The sequence below is a fragment of the Paenibacillus sp. J22P90 genome (genome assembly GCF_059692195.1).
The window spans coordinates 335765-353928 of sequence record NZ_JCAUAY010000005.1; the positions used below are offsets into that span (position 1 = coordinate 335765).

20 protein-coding genes are annotated in these 18164 nt (G+C 45.6%); 19 read left to right on the plus strand and 1 reads right to left on the minus strand.

Translation table 11 applies throughout. The annotated features are described in order from the left end of the window. Nucleotides 1-21 precede the first annotated feature (21 nt). The 14 genes from ftsY to AC58UX_RS19070 all read left to right on the plus strand — a co-directional run bounded on the left by ftsY (nucleotide 22) and on the right by AC58UX_RS19070 (nucleotide 10253). Nucleotides 22-1011 carry a signal recognition particle-docking protein FtsY gene (ftsY, locus tag AC58UX_RS19005; RefSeq protein ID WP_497255500.1) on the plus strand — a complete coding sequence of 330 codons (990 nt, stop codon included), beginning with the start codon at nucleotides 22-24 and terminating at the stop codon, nucleotides 1009-1011. A gap of 81 nt (nucleotides 1012-1092) precedes the next feature. After that, nucleotides 1093-1443: a putative DNA-binding protein gene (locus tag AC58UX_RS19010; protein WP_497255502.1), complete on the plus strand. Its 351-nt coding sequence runs from the start codon at nucleotides 1093-1095 to the stop codon at nucleotides 1441-1443. 30 nt (nucleotides 1444-1473) lie between these two features. Continuing rightward, nucleotides 1474-2832 carry a signal recognition particle protein gene (gene ffh / locus AC58UX_RS19015; RefSeq protein ID WP_497255504.1) on the plus strand — a complete coding sequence of 453 codons (1359 nt, stop codon included), beginning with the start codon at nucleotides 1474-1476 and terminating at the stop codon, nucleotides 2830-2832. Between the two features lie 36 nt (nucleotides 2833-2868). After that, entirely contained in the window at nucleotides 2869-3141 is a 273-nt protein-coding gene (rpsP, locus tag AC58UX_RS19020) for a 30S ribosomal protein S16 (RefSeq protein WP_028558245.1), read from the plus strand. 26 nt (nucleotides 3142-3167) lie between these two features. After that, a complete protein-coding gene (locus AC58UX_RS19025) occupies nucleotides 3168-3398 on the plus strand; it encodes a KH domain-containing protein (protein ID WP_028558246.1) in 231 nt (76 codons plus the stop codon). 83 nt (nucleotides 3399-3481) lie between these two features. Then, nucleotides 3482-3997 (plus strand): ribosome maturation factor RimM, encoded by a 516-nt coding sequence (rimM, locus tag AC58UX_RS19030; RefSeq protein ID WP_497255506.1) that lies wholly within the window; start codon nucleotides 3482-3484, stop codon nucleotides 3995-3997. Then, nucleotides 3994-4761, plus strand: a complete 768-nt coding sequence (trmD, locus tag AC58UX_RS19035) for a tRNA (guanosine(37)-N1)-methyltransferase TrmD (RefSeq protein ID WP_497255508.1) — start codon at nucleotides 3994-3996, stop codon at nucleotides 4759-4761. Before rimM ends, trmD begins: the two co-directional genes overlap by 4 nt. Before the next feature lie 171 nt (nucleotides 4762-4932). Then, nucleotides 4933-5274 (plus strand): 50S ribosomal protein L19, encoded by a 342-nt coding sequence (rplS, locus tag AC58UX_RS19040; protein WP_028558249.1) that lies wholly within the window; start codon nucleotides 4933-4935, stop codon nucleotides 5272-5274. Between the two features lie 102 nt (nucleotides 5275-5376). Then, entirely contained in the window at nucleotides 5377-5988 is a 612-nt protein-coding gene (lepB, locus tag AC58UX_RS19045) for a signal peptidase I (RefSeq protein WP_497255510.1), read from the plus strand. 11 nt (nucleotides 5989-5999) lie between these two features. Beyond that, the gene (ylqF, locus tag AC58UX_RS19050; RefSeq protein WP_497255512.1) at nucleotides 6000-6863 is read left to right on the plus strand and encodes a ribosome biogenesis GTPase YlqF; all 864 of its coding nucleotides are present in this window, start codon (nucleotides 6000-6002) and stop codon (nucleotides 6861-6863) included. Nucleotides 6864-6883: 20 nt separating this feature from the next. Further along, nucleotides 6884-7648, plus strand: coding sequence for a ribonuclease HII (rnhB, locus tag AC58UX_RS19055; RefSeq protein WP_497255950.1), 765 nt, complete (start codon nucleotides 6884-6886; stop codon nucleotides 7646-7648). Nucleotides 7649-7722: 74 nt separating this feature from the next. Then, complete coding sequence (locus tag AC58UX_RS19060) at nucleotides 7723-9564, plus strand: TP0910 N-terminal domain-containing protein (RefSeq protein WP_497255514.1); 1842 nt, start codon at nucleotides 7723-7725, stop codon at nucleotides 9562-9564. After that, complete coding sequence (locus tag AC58UX_RS19065) at nucleotides 9561-9875, plus strand: EscU/YscU/HrcU family type III secretion system export apparatus switch protein (RefSeq protein ID WP_497255516.1); 315 nt, start codon at nucleotides 9561-9563, stop codon at nucleotides 9873-9875. Before AC58UX_RS19060 ends, AC58UX_RS19065 begins: the two co-directional genes overlap by 4 nt. After that, on the plus strand, nucleotides 9876-10253 hold the full coding sequence (locus AC58UX_RS19070; protein ID WP_497255518.1) for a YraN family protein: 378 nt from the start codon (nucleotides 9876-9878) through the stop codon (nucleotides 10251-10253). 70 nt (nucleotides 10254-10323) lie between these two features. On the opposite strand, the gene AC58UX_RS19075 is transcribed toward AC58UX_RS19070, so the two are convergent. Continuing rightward, a complete protein-coding gene (locus tag AC58UX_RS19075; protein ID WP_497255520.1) occupies nucleotides 10324-11895 on the minus strand; it encodes a YifB family Mg chelatase-like AAA ATPase in 1572 nt (523 codons plus the stop codon). A gap of 194 nt (nucleotides 11896-12089) precedes the next feature. Here AC58UX_RS19075 and AC58UX_RS19080 point away from each other — a divergent pair, with 194 nt between their 5' ends. The 5 genes from AC58UX_RS19080 to topA all read left to right on the plus strand — a co-directional run bounded on the left by AC58UX_RS19080 (nucleotide 12090) and on the right by topA (nucleotide 18163). After that, nucleotides 12090-12347, plus strand: coding sequence for a hypothetical protein (locus tag AC58UX_RS19080; RefSeq protein ID WP_497255522.1), 258 nt, complete (start codon nucleotides 12090-12092; stop codon nucleotides 12345-12347). Nucleotides 12348-12632: 285 nt separating this feature from the next. Beyond that, nucleotides 12633-13793 carry an ADP-forming succinate--CoA ligase subunit beta gene (gene sucC, locus AC58UX_RS19085; protein WP_497255524.1) on the plus strand — a complete coding sequence of 387 codons (1161 nt, stop codon included), beginning with the start codon at nucleotides 12633-12635 and terminating at the stop codon, nucleotides 13791-13793. A 52-nt stretch (nucleotides 13794-13845) separates the two neighbouring features. Beyond that, a complete protein-coding gene (sucD, locus tag AC58UX_RS19090; RefSeq protein ID WP_497255526.1) occupies nucleotides 13846-14778 on the plus strand; it encodes a succinate--CoA ligase subunit alpha in 933 nt (310 codons plus the stop codon). 114 nt (nucleotides 14779-14892) lie between these two features. After that, a complete protein-coding gene (gene dprA / locus AC58UX_RS19095) occupies nucleotides 14893-15984 on the plus strand; it encodes a DNA-processing protein DprA (protein WP_497255528.1) in 1092 nt (363 codons plus the stop codon). 70 nt (nucleotides 15985-16054) lie between these two features. Beyond that, nucleotides 16055-18163 carry a type I DNA topoisomerase gene (gene topA, locus AC58UX_RS19100; protein WP_497255530.1) on the plus strand — a complete coding sequence of 703 codons (2109 nt, stop codon included), beginning with the start codon at nucleotides 16055-16057 and terminating at the stop codon, nucleotides 18161-18163. Nucleotide 18164: the final 1 nt, after the last annotated feature.

Sequence of the window (18164 nt, forward strand, 5' to 3'; positions counted from 1 at the left end):
AGGAAGTATCTAGGAGGAACTATGAGTTTTTTTAAGCGATTGAAAGAAAGCATTTCAGGCAAGGCAGAAGCGGTAACGAATAAATTCAAAGAGGGTTTAACGAAGACGAGAGATGCGTTCGTGAACCGTGTCGATGATTTATTTAGCCGTCGTAAGAAAATAGATGAAGATTTTTATGAAGAGCTGGAAGAAATTTTAATTGGCGCCGATGTAGGCGTGAATACAGTGCTGAAGTTGATTGATGAGCTCCGTTCCGAGGTTAAGAAACGCAAAATCGAAGACCCAAGCGAGCTTCAGCCGATCCTTTCCGAGAAACTGATTGATTTGTTGAAAGGTGATGCAGACGCGGGATTGAACATGAACCCAAATGGTTTAACGGTTATCTTGTTCGTTGGCGTAAACGGCGTGGGTAAAACAACGACAATCGGAAAAATGGCGCACATGTTTAAATCGCAAGGTAAAAAAGTGTTGATGGCAGCTGGCGATACGTTCCGTGCTGGCGCCATTGAACAGCTCGAAACTTGGGGAGAGCGCGTTGGTGTCGATGTCATTAAACAACAATCCGGCGCAGATCCCGCCGCGGTTATGTACGATGCTGTGCAAGCCGCCAAAACGCGTAACGTTGATATCCTTTTATGCGATACAGCGGGTCGTTTGCAAAATAAAGTGAACTTGATGGAGGAGCTGAACAAAATCTATCGCGTTATTCAACGTGAAGTTCCCGATGCTCCCCATGAGGTTATTCTCGTTTTAGATGCAACAACCGGACAAAACGCGCTTAGCCAAGCGAAACTTTTCGGGGAAAAAGCAGGTCTGACAGGTTTGGTCTTATCCAAATTGGATGGTACAGCTAAAGGTGGAATCGTCGTGGCGATCCGTCAAGAGCTCTCTCTACCGGTTAAATTTGTAGGCCTTGGTGAGAAAATGGATGATCTGCAACAGTTCGATTCCGAGCAGTTTGTACATGCGCTTTTTGGCAAATGGATGGGCGATAATACTGACAAGGTATAATGCTTGACAATCATCTTGGAATTCAGTATGATAGGTTCTGTTGTGCTGCTGTCAAGTGTGCAACCTTTACGGAGGTAGATTATGACTGTCGATCCTATGTTGGAGAAAACGAATCGCATTAACCTGCTGTTTGATTTCTATGAACCATTGTTGACCGATAAGCAGCGTACATTCCTTGAGCTGTACTTCCATGATGATTACTCCCTCGGGGAGATTGCTGAGAACTTCACCATTAGCCGCCAAGCGGTGTATGAGCATATTAAACGTGCCGAATTGACACTTCAAGAATATGAGAGTAAGTTGCAGCTGGTACATAAACATGAACAACGCATGAAGCTGCGTCAAGACTTGGATGTTGGATTGACAGACTGTGATCCGGCGCTAAAGAGGAAAGTGACAGAGCTTTTTGATACAATAGTAGGTATGGGTTAAAACCATTGGTAGAAGCAGGAGGTGAAGCGCATGGCATTTGAAGGATTAGCAAACCGATTGCAGAATGTGTTCGGCAAGCTGAGAAGCAAAGGTAAGCTGACGGAAGAAGATGTAGGCGAAGCGCTTCGCGAGGTACGATTAGCACTGCTTGAAGCGGACGTTAACTTTAAAGTCGTCAAAGATTTTATTGCGAAAGTCAAAGAGCAAGCGATCGGACAAGAAGTACTGAAATCTTTTACACCCGGCATGGTCGTTATCGATATTGTAAATAAAGAGCTTACCGCTCTGATGGGTGGCACACAAAGTAAGCTAGCCCGCTCGAATCGACCGCCAACGGTCATTATGATGGCAGGTTTGCAAGGGGCAGGTAAAACAACGACCTCCGGTAAACTAGCTAAAATGTTGATGAAACAGAATCATAGACCGCTTCTTGTTGCGTGTGACATTTATCGTCCCGCGGCGATTAAGCAGTTGGAAGTGCTAGGCGAGCAGTTGAAGGTGCCGGTTTTCTCCTTAGGTGATAAAGTGAATCCTGTTGAGATTGCGAAGGCAGGGCTTCAACACGCAAAGGATAACGGCAATGACTACGTGATTATCGATACAGCAGGTCGCTTGCACATTGATGAGAATCTCATGGACGAGCTCAAAAACGTTCGTGAAGCAACGAGTCCTGATGAGATTTTGCTAGTCGTCGATGCGATGACGGGGCAGGATGCTGTCAACGTGGCAGAAAGCTTCCATCAACAGCTTGAATTATCAGGCGTCGTGTTAACCAAACTAGATGGAGATACGCGCGGTGGTGCTGCGTTGTCCGTCAAAGCGGTGACAGGTTGTCCGATCAAGTTCGTAGCCAGCGGTGAGAAAATGGATGCGTTAGAGCCGTTTTACCCTGACCGTATGGCATCAAGAATTCTCGGCATGGGCGATATGCTCTCCTTAATTGAGAAGGCGCAAGCCGGTATCGATATGGACAAGGCGAAAGAGATGGAGCGCAAAATGCGCAACGCCGAATTCACCTTCGAGGATTTCATTGAACAGATGGAGCAAGTGAAGAAGATGGGGCCACTTGACCAAATTCTTGAGATGCTTCCTGGTGCGAACAAGATTAAAGGTATGAAAGATATGAAGGTTGACGAGAAACAAATGGCTCGTGTAGAAGCGATCGTGAAGTCCATGACGAAAGAAGAGAAGCGTAAACCTGAGCTTCTAAATGCGAATCGTCGTAAACGGATTGCCGCAGGTAGCGGAAATACGGTACAGGAAGTCAATCGTTTTATCAAACAGTTCGATGACATGCGCAAGATGATGAAGCAGTTCTCAGGCATGATGGGGCCGAAAGGCGCTAAAGGTATGAAAAAGTTAGGCAAGGGATTCAAATTTCCCTTTTAAATAGGCTGTTTATTCTAAGTAGGAGGTGATTTTTCAATGGCAGTACGTATTCGTCTTAAACGTGTAGGCGCTCATAAAGCTCCTTTCTACCGTGTGGTGGTTTCGGATTCCCGTTCCCCGCGTGATGGTCGTTTTATCGAAGAAATCGGTACTTATAATCCAATTGCTGAACCAGCAGCTGTGGTTCTTGATGAGGAAAAAGCGCTTAAATGGCTTCAAACTGGCGCTCAACCGTCCGATACAGTTCGCAGCCTGTTCTCAAAAGCAGGTTTGATGACTAAGTTTCACGAGCTGAAATTACAGAAGTAATCTGTTATCTTTCGGAGGGTGGGTTCATGAAGGATCTTATCACCGTAATTGCTAAGGCTCTTGTCGATCATCCGGAAGAGGTACGTGTCGCTGTGGTGGAGAAAGAGGACAAGATCGAGTACAGGCTTTCTGTTCATCCCGACGATGTCGGTAAAGTGATTGGCAAGCAAGGCAAGATTGCGAAATCGCTCCGTACAGTTGTCACGTCGGCAGCTGTGAAAGAAACGAAGCGGGTAGCCGTAGAAATCGTTTCATAAGAAATGAGGTTAGGATTCAATTCCTAGCCTTTTTTCGCATATAGAGAAGATGGTAATTTAAAGTGGAGGTTGGGCAAGCGCATATGACGGAGAAATTAGTGACGGTTGGTAAAGTCGTAAATAGCCACGGCATCCGTGGAGAGCTGAAAATTGTGCCAGAAACAGATTTTCCAGAACGGTTTGATAAAGGAAGTTCTTTAATTATTGTAGATTCTCAAAATAAGCAAACGCCGGTGACAGTGAAATCGTCCCGCTTACATAAAAACGTGTTTGTCATCCAATTTGATCAATTCACGAACATCAACGATGTAGAGAAATACAAAGGCTCCCTGATCAAGATTGAAGCGAAGCATCAACAGCCGCTTGAAGAGGGAGAATATTATTATCACGAAATTATCGGCTGTAAAGTCGTGACAGAAGATGAGCAGGAGCTGGGTTTGATCTCAGAAGTGCTTACTCCAGGAGCGAATGACGTCTGGGTCGTTTCCTTGCCCAAAGGTAAGCAGCTATTGCTGCCAGTTATCGATGATGTGATTCTCAATGTAGATATTCCTAACAAAACGATTCGGATCCATCTGATGGAAGGGTTAATGGAATGAGAATTGATGTGTTAACCTTGTTCCCCGAAATGTTTGATGGCGTGTTTTCATCCAGCATTCTAGGGAAAGCACGTGATAAGGGAATCGTTTCGCTGGGCACGGTCAATTTTCGGGATTACTCGACGAACAAACATAATACCGTGGATGATTATCCGTACGGCGGCGGAGGCGGTATGGTGTTAAAGCCAGAGCCGATCTTTGGCGCTGTTGAAGACTTGCCGCCGCTTCAGACGAGTGAAGGTGAAACCGTGAAGCCGCGAGTAATTCTTCTGTGTCCGCAAGGTGAGACCTTCACGCAGAAGAAAGCGGAAGAACTCGCAGGCGAGCAACATCTTGTTTTTATTTGCGGCCACTATGAGGGCTATGACGAACGCATTAGACAGCATCTAGTGACGGACGAGCTGTCAGTCGGTGATTATGTCCTAACTGGCGGTGAAATCCCCGCTATGGTCATTATAGACAGTGTAGTGAGGCTCTTGCCGGGTGTGCTCGGGAATGAGATGTCTGCTGTGACTGATTCGTTCTCAACGGGGCTGCTGGAGTACCCGCATTATACGAGACCCGCAAAGTTCAGGGATTGGGAAGTTCCCGAAATGCTTCTCTCAGGACATCATGCCAATGTGAAAAAATGGCGTTTTAAAGAATCACTTATCCGGACCTTGGAACGTCGACCTGATTTACTTGAGGGTCGAGTTTTATCCAAAGAAGAGAAAATCTGGGTGGCTGAATGGAAAAAGCAAAAGCAGGAGCAAAACCAAGTATAAGATATTTAAATCCTCGGAAACTTCTCTATTGAATTAATCCTTGGACTATGATATTATATATTCTGTTGTGATTTTTTCAACAGTTCGAGTCTGGTGGTCCTCTACGCATAACAACTTAGAAATACTAACTATTAGCGGAATGAACACCTGTGTGGAAGGAGGGAGTCAACTATGAATCTTATTCAAGAGATTACGAAAGAGCAACTCCGTACGGATATTCCTAATTTCCGTCCAGGAGACACACTTAAAGTACACGTAAAAGTTATCGAGGGTACACGTGAGCGTATTCAGCTGTTCGAAGGTGTTGTTATTAAACGCCACGGCGGTGGAATCAGCGAAACGTTTACAGTTCGTAAAATTTCTTACGGTGTGGGTGTGGAAAGAACTTTCCCATTCCATTCTCCGAAGATTGACAAGATTGAAGTGGCTCGCCGTGGTAAAGTTCGTCGTGCGAAACTTTATTATCTGCGTGGTCTTCGCGGTAAAGCAGCAAGAATTAAAGAAATTCGATAGTAAAAATGGGGGGCTTGTTCAGTCAAGTCTCCTTTTCATTTTTTCTGTACATAATAGGACATAATAGAGATCATACCAAAACTGGAAGAGAGGCCGTCAGTGATGGAACATAACGATCAAATGCAACCTAATCAGCCGATCAGTGCACCACCAGCAAAGACCGTGCAAACAAAAAGTGAAACGTGGGAATGGATTAAAGCGCTAGTAATCGCAGGAGTACTTGTCATTATTATACGTTGGTTCCTCTTCTCCCCCTTTATTGTTGATGGAGATTCGATGCATCCGAATTTCTTTACAGGTGAGCGATTGATCGTCAATAAAATTGTGTACGATATTCGTGATCCGAAGCGAGGCGAAGTCATCGTTTTCCACGCACCTGAAGGCAAGGATTATATTAAGCGTGTCATCGCTCTTCCTGGAGAAACCGTTAAGGTAACTGGGGACAAGGTGTATGTGAACGGCGAGCAGTTGAACGAGACATACATTCAGGAAGCCATTGATCAAGCGGTAAAAGAAGGACATCCGTATAACACGTTACTGGATTTCCCTGAAACGAAAGTTCCTGAAGGCGAGATCTTCGCAATGGGTGACAATCGACCAAATTCCAAAGATAGTCGAACGAAAAGTGTTGGCTTTGTGCCTTTCAATAAAATCGTAGGCCGTGCAGACGTTATTTTCTGGCCGGTGAAGAAAATTAGTTTCATACATTTTTGAGGTGAAGAGAAATGACCATTCAATGGTTTCCCGGTCACATGACCAAGGCTCGCAGACAGATCGAGGAAAAGCTTAAACTGATTGACGTCGTGATTGAGCTCTTGGATGCCCGCATCCCGCTTTCCAGCCGGAACCCGATGGTTGATGAGATTTTAAAAGGCAAGCCACGTCTCGTATTGTTAAACAAGAATGACCTTGCAGACCCGCAAGTGACGGCGGAATGGGTAAAATATTTTGCGGATCAAGGCCTGCCAGCCTTGCCGATTGACGCTGCGAACGGAACGCATGTCAAAGAGATTTTGCCTAGAGTTAAACAGCTTTGGGCCCATAAAATTGAGACCATGCTGCGCAAAGGGATTAATCCCCGCGCGATTAGAGCGCTCATTGTTGGGATTCCGAATGTCGGGAAGTCCACACTGATTAATCAGTTGGCAGGCAAAAAAATTGCTGCAACCGGAGATAAACCAGGTGTAACCAAAGGCCAGCAATGGATTAAGGTTGGTACCGAGATGGATCTGTTGGATACGCCGGGGATTTTGTGGCCTAAATTCGAGGATCAGATGGTTGGCATGCGTTTGGCTGCAACGGGGGCCATTAAGGAAGAGCTTCTGCATTTGGATGAAGTAGCTCTGTTTACGATTAAATACATGGTTCAGCATTATGGTGCTGGCATCCAAGAACGCTTCGGTGTTTCGGAGCTGCCAGACGATATGGATAATATTCAAGAGATGGTGAAGGTCATGGAGGCGATCGGGCGTAAGCGCGGCGCCATTGTGAGCGGAGGCAAGGTTGATTTGGACAAAACCTCCCTCATCATTATTCGTGATCTGAGAGCAGGGAAAATGGGCCGTATTTCCTTGGAAAGACCATTGTAAGGATACAAAGCAGGAGGAACCTGGGGCGAAAGCCTTGGGTTTTTCTTTTTTTTAACTTAGTAACTGTAGAAAAAAATGGGTATGGCTTGACGAAGCGCCGATCCTATATAATGAAGCAATGGGAAAGGGGCGTTACCGTGCTAGAACATGAAAAAGAATTATGGCAAGAAGGTTTCACAGCGATTGCAGGAATTGATGAAGTTGGGCGCGGTTGTCTCTTTGGAGATGTCGTGGCTGCTGCTGTTATTCTGCCTACAGGATATGTACTTGAGGGGATTAACGATTCCAAGAAGCTTTCGGAAAAGAAACGTGAACTGCTTTTTGAACAGATTATGGATGAGGCCATTGCGGTTGGCATTGGGATTGTTGATGTGGATGGCATCGAAACTTTAAATATCAAGCAAGCATCGAGATTAGCTATGAAACAAGCTGTAAAGAAGCTGCACAAGGTTCCGGATTATTTGCTTGTTGATGCAGAGAACGTTGACATCGAGCTACCGCAATCAGCGATTATCCACGGGGATGCCTTAAGTCAATCGATTGCTGCAGCCTCCATTATTGCCAAAGTGACGAGAGACCGCATGTGTGCAGAATGGGACGAGCACTATCCAGAGTACGGAATTGCAGTACATAAAGGTTATGCAACGAAGCACCATCGAGAGATGCTTTTGAAATATGGACCGACACCGTTACATCGGAAATTATTTATTCGTAAAATTATGGCGCAGCTTGATGAGCAAGAAAAGGATTTTCAAGTGGAACAACTCATGTTGGACTTCATTTAACTATTATCATATAACGAAAATGGCAGTTAACGCCGATAATATACATACGTGGAATCTGATTCGAGGTGAGCTTTTTGAATATTAGTAGTTTAATTCGTAACCTAGTTGGGGATTTAACAGCGGCTGATCCGAAGACGCTCGAATTAAAAGTTGGACAAATTGTCAAAGGCGTTGTGCTTCAACTCCTAAGTGAACAGGAAGCACTAGTGAATATAGGTGGAACATTAGTTCGTGCAAAGCTTGAAACGCCTCTAAAGCAAGGTGATGTGACCATGCTGCAGGTGCAACCAGAATCCAAGGGCGGTCAAATTCTATTAAAGCCGCTTGTCGCTTCGGATGTGCAGATTGCGGATGATTCGCTCGGTGAGCTTCTCAAAGCTTTTGAGGTCAAGGATTCGGCTGGCAATCGTCAAATGGTTCAGCAATTACAGCAACAAGGCGTACCTGTGTCCAAGGAAAATGTGAAGGCATTCGAGTCTGTCATGCGAGAGATGCCACAGGGAGCTAATAAAGAGGAATGGCTGCAAGCGGCTGTGCTCGCCTCGAAGAAGGGGCTGCCACTTACGCCTACTACCGTGGATGCGATAAAGCAGGTGACCTCCGGACCTTCGGCGGGCCAGGTGTTCGAGCAGCTCGAGCAGCAGGCGACCGCGCTGCTTGAGCAAGACCCGACACACCCTGCGGCGGATACCGCCAAGCAGGTTGTGTCGCTTTTGAAGGAGCTGCGCGCGACGGCCGCAGCTGTGCGTCCTGCGGAGCCGGCTGCGCCGGGCTCCGTCACGGACGAGCCTGCGGCTGCGCCGCCGCAGGCAGGGTCATCTGTACCACCTGCTGCGCAGGCTGGTGGCAGTGACGCGGCTGCGCCGCGTGGCAGCGTGCCTACGGCCGCTGCCGGTACAGCCCCGCCCGCCGCGATTGCAGCGGGCGAAACGGTACCCGCGCCGGTCACTGACGGCGCGGATGGTTCTCTAGCCGCCGGGGCGAAGCCGGCGGCCTCACAAGCTCAGCCGCGAAGCGCTGAGCCTGTAAGGCAAGGCGAACCGCTGCAAGCGGGTTCGCCAGCACTAACACAACCCGCCCCTGCGAAGCAGGAGGGGGGGCTGGCCTCACGAGAGGCGCGAGCGAGCGCCGCGCCTCCAGAACCTCCAGAGACCAACTGGATCAGCAAAATGCTCAAAGCCGTCGGCGTTGAGCATGAATCCCATGTTGCAGCTAATGTTGCCGGGAAGCTGGACGAGCGCGGTAATCCGATGCTGGCGCGTCAACAAGCCGCAGATCAATCATTTTCGCTTTTGAACCCAGCTGGACCCGATCAGCAAAGTGATGCTAGTAAGCCGACTTCGGAATCGCTGAAAAGCCTATTGCTTCAGCTATCAGCATCGGAAGATCTCCCTGCACCGCTTAAAGAAGCTGCGCAGCAAGCCGTCAGCCAAATTACGGGGCAGCAGCTGATGTTAACGAATGACAAGAATGCGATGTTTACGCAGATGACCATGTTTGTTCCTTTCTTGGACAGTACAGGTCAGCAAACAGCAGCTATTCATATACAATCCCGCAAAGGAAGCCGTGGCGAAGTAGATTCCAGCAACTGTCGGCTTTTGTTTGACCTTCAAATGAAGGTCATGGGAAATACGTTGCTCGATGTTCAAGTCGTCAACAAAATCGTTTCGTTGACCATTCATAATGATCATCCAGCCTTAGCGGGTTTGATGGAATCATCAAAAGATGAAATAGCCGCAGCCATGAACAGTGTTGGTTATCAGTTCATTTCCTTAAAATGTTCCCCGTATCCTAAGCCCCTTGAAGTTCAAGAAGGGAAGGAAGAGGCTGGTAAAATAGGATCCTTGGATGGAAGGGTAGATTTGAGTGAGCTGTATCGCCCAAAAACCTATAAAGGGGTTGATGTTCGCGCATGAGTCCTCCCAAACAAGCTCCCGAGGAGTCACAATTAACCCCAATCAAGAAGGCAGTAGCTCTTCGCTACTCACCTGAAGCGCAAAAAGCCCCAACCCTCATAGCCAAAGGGAAAGGGCACATGGCTGAAGCGATTTTACAAAAAGCGAAGGAAAATGGCATTCCCATTCAAGAAGATAAGTCACTAGTTGAGGTGTTATCTAAACTTGATTTGGATCAAGAAATCCCGCCAGAGCTGTACCAATTAGTTGCCGAGGTCCTTAGTTTTATTTATCGGTCTGATGGGCGAATGAGACAGTCGAGGCATGATTAGATGAATATCCCACCTAAAGATAATCGCAAAATGTTAGGTAGACAAGGTGAGGAATTAGCCACAGCTTATCTTCTTAACCTAGAATATCTCATTGTTGAGCGTAATTGGCGCTGTCGTTCCGGTGAAATCGATATCATAGCCGAGAAAGCCAATAAACTTATTTTCGTTGAGGTTCGAACGAGACGTCCTTCTAGTCGATTTGGCACGGCCAAAGAGTCGGTCGATTATCGCAAGCAGGCGAAGGTCCGAGAGATTGCGCAATTTTATTTGCATCGGTATCAAAAATACGAACAATCCCTACAATTCGACGTTATTACAGTTGAAATGTCAGACCTACCTGCAGAACCGAAGATTGTACATATACAAGGAGCCTTTTGAACGTCATGAACGATGATGACGAGTCAATGGGCTTTTATTTTTTCGTTTTACTCCATATAGCTACAGCTGGTTAGATCTCAATTTCTTCAATGCGTTGGTTTTTATCCAGCTTCCGATATTGAATGGCTTCCGCTAGATGTGCTGGGAGAATCGAATCATGCTCGTCTAAATCCGCGATTGTACGCGCGAGCCGCAAGATCCGGTCATGCGCTCGTGCACTTAATCCCAATGCCTCGAACGAAATCCGCAAAAGTTGATCACCTTCCGGCGTTAACTGGCATATTTCTCGCAGTAATCTACCGCTTAATTCATTATTATGCTGAATGTCTGTTCTTGCATAGCGCTGCTGCTGACGTAAATGGGCCTGCATCACTTTGGCTCTCATTTCGTCTGAGGATAAATTAGATACGTTATCTTTTAGTTGGGCATAACTCGGTTTAGGAACTTCAACATGAAGATCGATGCGGTCGAGCAGCGGACCAGATATTTTGGAACGATATTGAACGATCTTAGCAGGAGAGCAAATGCAAGCATTCGTCTCTGTTTCAGCGCCATAATAGCCACAAGGACAAGGATTCATAGCCGCAGCTAAAATAAAATGAGAAGGGAATGTGTACACAGCTCTGGCTCTAGCAATCATCACATGGCGATCCTCAAGCGGCTGCCTGAGAACTTCGAGCGCATTGCGTGTAAACTCTGGAAGCTCGTCTAGAAAAAGAATACCCCGATGGGAGAGGCTTACTTCCCCAGGTTTGGGGATTGTTCCTCCGCCGACGAGGCCAGCGGCCGAAATGGAGTGGTGCGGGGCACGGAACGATCTTGCGCGCATGAGTGTGGATCTGTCTGTCAGTTTGCCCGAAGCACTGTATATCTTCGTAACCTCTAACGATTCCCTGTCTGTCAATGGAGGGAGGATGGAAGGCAGGCGCTTAATGAGCATCGTTTTTCCAGTTCCTGGAGGGCCGAGAAGGATCAGATTATGCATGCCAGCGGCAGCGATCATCATCGCTCGTTTAACCTGATGCTGCCCATTAACATCCGCATAGTCTTCGACATAACTAGCTTGTTGATTGACAGCGGTAGAAAGCTCGTTGCGTTCCAGTTCAGCACTTTGATAAATAAACTCGTGATGGGAACTTTTGTTCCATTTTTTGAAATCGGAAAGATTTGAAATAACATATACTTCAACACCTTCAATTAAAGCGGCTTCAGAAGCATTAGCAGTTGATAAGCATACACGATGAATCCCCATCTTTTTGGCAGCATGTACCATTGATAGAACGCCAGGAATAGGACGTAGAGACCCGTCTAAAGCAAGCTCACCTAGGAATAATGTACTTGCATACCCTTCAGCATGCACTTGTCCTGTGGTAATGAGAATGCCAACTGCAATAGCAAGATCGAAAGACGAGCCTTCCTTGCGCAAATCTGCTGGAGCCAGATTAACCGTAATGCGGTCCATAGGAAAAGTGAAACCGCCATTTTTTATCGAGGAACGCACGCGTTCAACAGATTCTCGTATCGCTGAGTCGGGGAGTCCGACTAGATTTATTTGAGGCAAACCGCTTGAAATATCGACCTCGACTTCAATCGGTCGTCCTTCAATGCCTTGTAAACAAGCGCTCATGACTTTACCATACATAAAAAAACACCTTCTTCTCCACGGAATTCACAGCGATTAACGCTGCGTTCGAGATGGATAAAAGGTGCTTCCTTATTGATCCGACTATTTTCTTATATTATAAACGTAATTGGTAAAAATACGCAAATATTGTCGATATGTTGTCACGTTTTAAAAATGAGAGACATGCACATACTGGAAGATGAGGTGATGAAATGCAGGAAAAACCATATTTTTGTCCCAATTGCCGTTCAAATCGGATAAAATTTAATGTAATCACGAGCTATTCGCAGTCTTTTCTGAAGGATGCACTATCCGGGAATATTACCGAATTCCATGATCCTGGCGTCATTCCTGAGCCTGAACCCACGATTCAGTGCTTAATCTGTAACTTTTCAGCGAATGAAATGCGTTTTATTAAGCAAGCAGAGCGTGAACCTCGGGTTAATACAACACCAAATTCCTTCTATTAACCAAGTTGAAGTACGACGTATTTTTCAGCCCATGAGAAATACGTTTTTTTCATTTTTGTGAAGTGATAGCTAAAGTTTTTCACTGTGAAAGATAAATTTGAAGGGATTCACGAAAAAAATAAAGAAACTGTCGAAAATAATGTGATACAATGGTTAGGGCTTGCGAAGAAGTGTGATACTAATTCCGGTAGCAAGATAGTTTCTCGTGCACAACGTCAATTGGAAATTACACTTTTCCCTGTATAGCACGTATAGAAAGTCCATACTGATAGGAGGATTTAGGAAATGAATATCCATGAGTATCAAGGCAAAGAAGTCCTGAGACAGTACGGAGTCAGCGTTCCTAACGGAAAGGTTGCTTTTACTGTTGATGAGGCAGTTGAAGCAGCAAAAGAACTTGGAACATCCGTTGTCGTAGTAAAGGCACAAATTCATGCCGGTGGTCGCGGTAAAGCAGGCGGCGTTAAGGTAGCTAAAAACCTCGATGAAGTTCGTACATATGCTAGCGAAATTCTAGGTAAAGTGCTTGTTACACACCAAACAGGTCCAGAAGGTAAAGAAGTTAAACGCCTTTTGATCGAAGAAGGTTGTGACATTAAGAAAGAATATTACGTAGGTGTTGTTGTTGACCGTGCGACAGGAAGCGTTGTTTTGATGGCTTCTGAAGAAGGCGGTACGGAGATTGAAGAAGTAGCTGAGCACTCTCCTGAGAAAATTTTCAAAGAAGTTGTTGACCCAGCAATCGGTCTTCAATCCTTCCAAGCACGCAGACTTGCTTATTCCATCAACATCCCGAATGAGCTTGTTAACAAAGCAGTTAAGTTCATGCTTGCTCTTTACAAAGCATTCGTTGAAAAAGACGCTTCCATTGCTGAAATCAACCCATTGGTTGTAACGGGCTCTGGCGACGTTATGGCTCTTGATGCGAAATTAAACTTTGATTCTAACGCTCTTTTCCGTCACAAAGACATCGTTGATCTTCGTGACCTTGAAGAAGAAGATGCGAAAGAAATCCAAGCTTCCAAATATGACCTTAGCTACATCGCACTTGATGGTAACATCGGTTGTATGGTTAACGGCGCTGGACTTGCTATGGCCACTATGGACATTATCAAGCACTACGGCGGAGACCCTGCTAACTTCCTAGACGTAGGGGGCGGTGCTACGAAAGAGAAAGTTACTGAAGCCTTCAAAATCATCCTTTCCGATGAGCAAGTTAAAGGGATTTTCGTTAACATTTTCGGTGGAATCATGCGTTGTGACGTAATCGCTGAAGGTGTTGTAGCTGCTGCTAGAGAGCTAGGACTTTCCCGTCCGCTTGTTGTTCGTCTTGAAGGTACTAACGTTGAGCTTGGTAAAAAGATTCTTAACGAATCCGGCTTGAACATCGTTGCTGCTGATTCCATGGCTGACGGCGCGCAAAAAATCGTTGCACTTGTGAAATAAAGTTAAACCTGATGAGGTTTGAAAAATAGATAAGGGATGTGAACAATCGATCATGAGTATTTTGGTCAATAAAAATACAAAAGTCATTACTCAAGGGATTACCGGCGCTACGGGTTTGTTTCATACCAAAGGCGGTCTGGATTACGGCACACAAATGGTGGGTGGCGTAACTCCTGGTAAAGGCGGCACGACAGTAGATATTACTTTAGAAAATGGTGAGCTTGTTAAGTTGCCAGTTTTCAACACAGTTGTAGAAGCTAAAAATGCAACAGGTGCTACAGCATCGGTTATTTATGTACCACCAGCATTTGCAGCAGAATCCATCATCGAAGCGATTGAAGCTGAGCTTGAATTGGTTATCTGTATCACAGAAGGTATTCCAGTACTAGACATGGTACGTGTAAAACGTTACCTAGAAGGTAAAAATACCGTTCTTATCGGACCAAACTGTCCAGGTGTTATTACACCAGGCGAGTGCAAAATCGGTATTATGCCAGGTTACATCCATACTCCAGGTCACGTAGGTGTTGTTTCGCGTTCCGGAACATTAACTTACGAGGCTGTTCACCAATTGACAACTCGCGGAATCGGACAATCCTCTGCAGTTGGTATCGGTGGAGATCCAGTTAAAGGATCCGAGTTCATCGACATCCTTAAACGTTTCAACGAAGATCCAGATACGTACGCTGTTATCATGATTGGTGAAATCGGTGGAACGGCTGAAGAAGAAGCAGCAGAGTGGGTTGCGGCAAACATGACGAAACCAGTTGTTGGCTTCATCGGTGGTAAAACAGCGCCTCCAGGAAAACGTATGGGCCATGCTGGTGCCATCATTTCCGGTGGTAAAGGTACAGCTGCTGAGAAAGTTGCAACAATGGAAAGATGCGGTATCCGCGTAGCGGCTACACCATCCGAAATGGGTTCAACACTTGTAAGCGTGCTTGAAGAAAAAGGTATGCTAGATAAAGTCATCACAAAAAAATAAGCTTCGTTTAACGAAGGTAAGCAACCTTCCATCTCCCTTTATTGGGATGTGGAAGGTTTTTTTATTTTCATTTGATGCATAAATTTGTCATTCGTGAAAGGAGTGTATATACTAATGGATAATCGTCAATGTTTAATTGGGCTTCATGAACTGGAGGGCATCGGTTGGAAAACGATCGACCAGTTGTTGAGACGCTTTCCTGAACCTAGCGTATTACTAGGATTATCAGCAGCAGAAATCGCTTCTCATGGGATTCGCACTTCTGTCGCACAGCAAGTTTCAACAAGACTGACGCCAACATTTATAGAACAGAAGCTGCAGTTATATCATAGTCAAGCTATCCGCATTATAACGCGGTTCGATGAGGGATATCCTGATATTCTAAAGGAAATTGCACAGCCGCCTTGGGTTTTGTATGTAAAAGGTGATCCCATGTTGTTAAAGGGGCATTTACTAGGCATTGTAGGCACACGAACACCCACCCTTTACGGGAAGAAAATCGCCGAAGAATGGGCGGCAGCGCTTTCTAGAGTGGGTTTTGGGATTGTTAGCGGGCTTGCAAGGGGAATAGACAGTAAAGCACATATAGGCGCACTGCAAGGGAAGGGGAAAACGGTGGCCGTGCTTGGATGCGCGATCAATTCGATTTATCCTCGAGAGAATGCCCTGTTATATCGCAACATTGAGCAGGAAGGCGTCATTATTTCGGAATATCCGATTGGCACTGGCATGCATCCTGGCATGTTTCCACAGCGCAATCGAATCATAGCTGGTTTGTCGCTGGGTATCATGGTGGTAGAAGCAGCGGAGGATAGTGGATCATTAATTACAGTTGCATTTGCAGAAGATGCTTCGCGTGACGTTTTCGCTGTTCCCGGTCCCATCCATTCTCGCCAAAGCAGCGGTGTTCATAAGCTTTTGAAGGATGGCGCAAAATTAGTCACTGACGTCAAAGAAATTGTCGACGATTATAAACACATGATAAATATGAATGACATTCAGCTTGCATTTAAGCCAGAATTAACAAATATACTGACCGCAGATGAGGTCGAAATTGTTCGAATGATGTCAGAAACGCCAGTCTCGATAGACACTATATTAGAAGAGACTCAATTTACGTTTGGACATTTGCATGCAGTTCTGTTATCTTTGGTATTGAAAAAGGCGATTAAACAGCTTCCGGGTTCAACTTACATTCGAGCTTAGGCTAATCACGAAGTTTTGCTTCTCGCCAAGAAACTTTACCTTGAAACCAAGAGGGGAGGAAGGACGAACCATGGCAGATTCTTTAGTCATTGTTGAGTCACCAGCAAAAGCCAAAACCATCGGCAAATATTTAGGCAGTAAATACATCGTAAAAGCCTCGATGGGTCATATTCGCGACCTTCCGAAAAGCCAAACTGGCGTAGAAGTCGATAATAACTTTGAGCCTAAATACATAACGATACGTGGAAAAGGTTCTATCCTAAAAGAACTTAAAGATGCGAGCAAAAAAGTAAAAAAAATATATCTGGCGGCGGATCCGGATCGCGAAGGTGAAGCGATTGCTTGGCATTTAGCCCACTATCTGGATGTTGGTCCTGAAGAGCTTTGTCGTGTCGTCTTTAATGAGATTACGAAGGAAGCGGTTAAGGATGCATTTAAGACGCCTCGACGTATTAATCAAGATTTAGTGAATGCACAACAGGCGCGCCGCATTTTGGATCGACTTGTTGGCTATAAAATTAGTCCTTTGCTTTGGAAAAAAGTAAAAAAAGGGCTGTCAGCAGGCCGTGTACAATCGGTCGCAGTTAAATTAATTCAAGACCGTGAGAATGAGATTAAAGCGTTTGAACCGGAAGAGTACTGGTCAATTACAGCTGTTCTTGATGCAGGCAAAACCGTTTTCGAAGCTAAATATCATAGCCACAATGGTGAGAAGAAAGAACTGCATTCTCAAGAAGATGTCGATGTGATTCTTGCTGCGATGGGTAAAGATGCGTTTACTGTAAAAGAAGTGAAAGAGAAAGAGCGTCAACGTAATCCTTCCCCTCCATTCATTACAAGCTCCTTGCAACAAGAGGCGGCGCGAAAGCTTAATTTCCGTGCATCCAAAACGATGTCTGTGGCGCAGCAATTATACGAAGGTATCGATTTAGGCAAAGAAGGTACCGTTGGTTTAATTACGTATATGCGTACAGATTCCACACGGATTTCTCCTATTGCCCAAGAAGAAGCCAGAGAGCTTATTATATCGAAGTACGGCCCGACCTTCTATCCAGAGACGCCGCGTCAGTATCTCAAGAAAAATGCCAATGCTCAAGATGCGCATGAAGGGATCAGACCAACATCTGCCCTGCGTGAACCGGATCAAATGAAGGAATTCCTGAGTAAAGATCAGTTCCGCTTGTACAAGCTGATTTGGGATCGCTTTATTGCTAGTCAGATGGCATCTGCCGTATTGGACACAATGACGATTGACTTAGCAGCTGGAGAAACTATTTTTAGAGCGAATGGTTCTAAAATGAAGTTTGCAGGTTTTATGAAAGTGTACGTGGAGAGCAATGACGACGGTACGACAGAAGAGGATAAACTACTTCCTCCGCTGTCAAAGGGCGATTCGTTGCAAAAACAGAGTGTAGAGCCTAAGCAGCACTTTACTCAACCGCCTCCACGCTATACAGAAGCTCGATTAGTACGTGCCTTAGAGGAAATGGGCATTGGACGTCCAAGTACTTATGCGCCTACGCTAGAAACGATTCAGAAGCGCGGCTATGTCGCGATCGAAGAGAAGAAGTTCGTGCCAACGGAGCTAGGCGAGCTCGTTATTCAGTTAATGCAGGAATTTTTCCCGGAAATTCTGGATATCGAGTTTACTGCGCATATGGAAGAAGAGTTAGACTTTGTCGAAGAGGGCAAAGAGGATTGGGTGCGAGTGCTCGATACGTTCTACAAATCATTTAAGAAACGTCTTGAGTTCGCCGAGGAAGAAATGAAGGAAATCGAAATTGCGGATGAAGTATCCGATGAGATCTGTGAGAAATGCGGCAAGCACCTTGTGTATAAAATGGGGCGATTTGGTAAATTCCTTGCTTGCTCAGGTTTCCCGGATTGCCGCAATACAAAGCCAATTATTAAAGATGTCGGCGTAACTTGCCCAACATGCCATACTGGTAAAATTGTTGAACGCCGGAGTAAAAAAGGACGCATATTCTACGGCTGTGATCAATACCCAACGTGTGATTTTGTATCCTGGGATAAGCCGGTTAGTAAGCCGTGTCCTGTGTGCAGCTCGTTAATGATCGAGAAGCGCAGTAAGGCTGGCGTTGCGATTCAGTGTACGCAATGTGATCATAAAGAAGAAGCGAGTGATGATTCCGATCACTCAGATGATATGAAAGATTAGA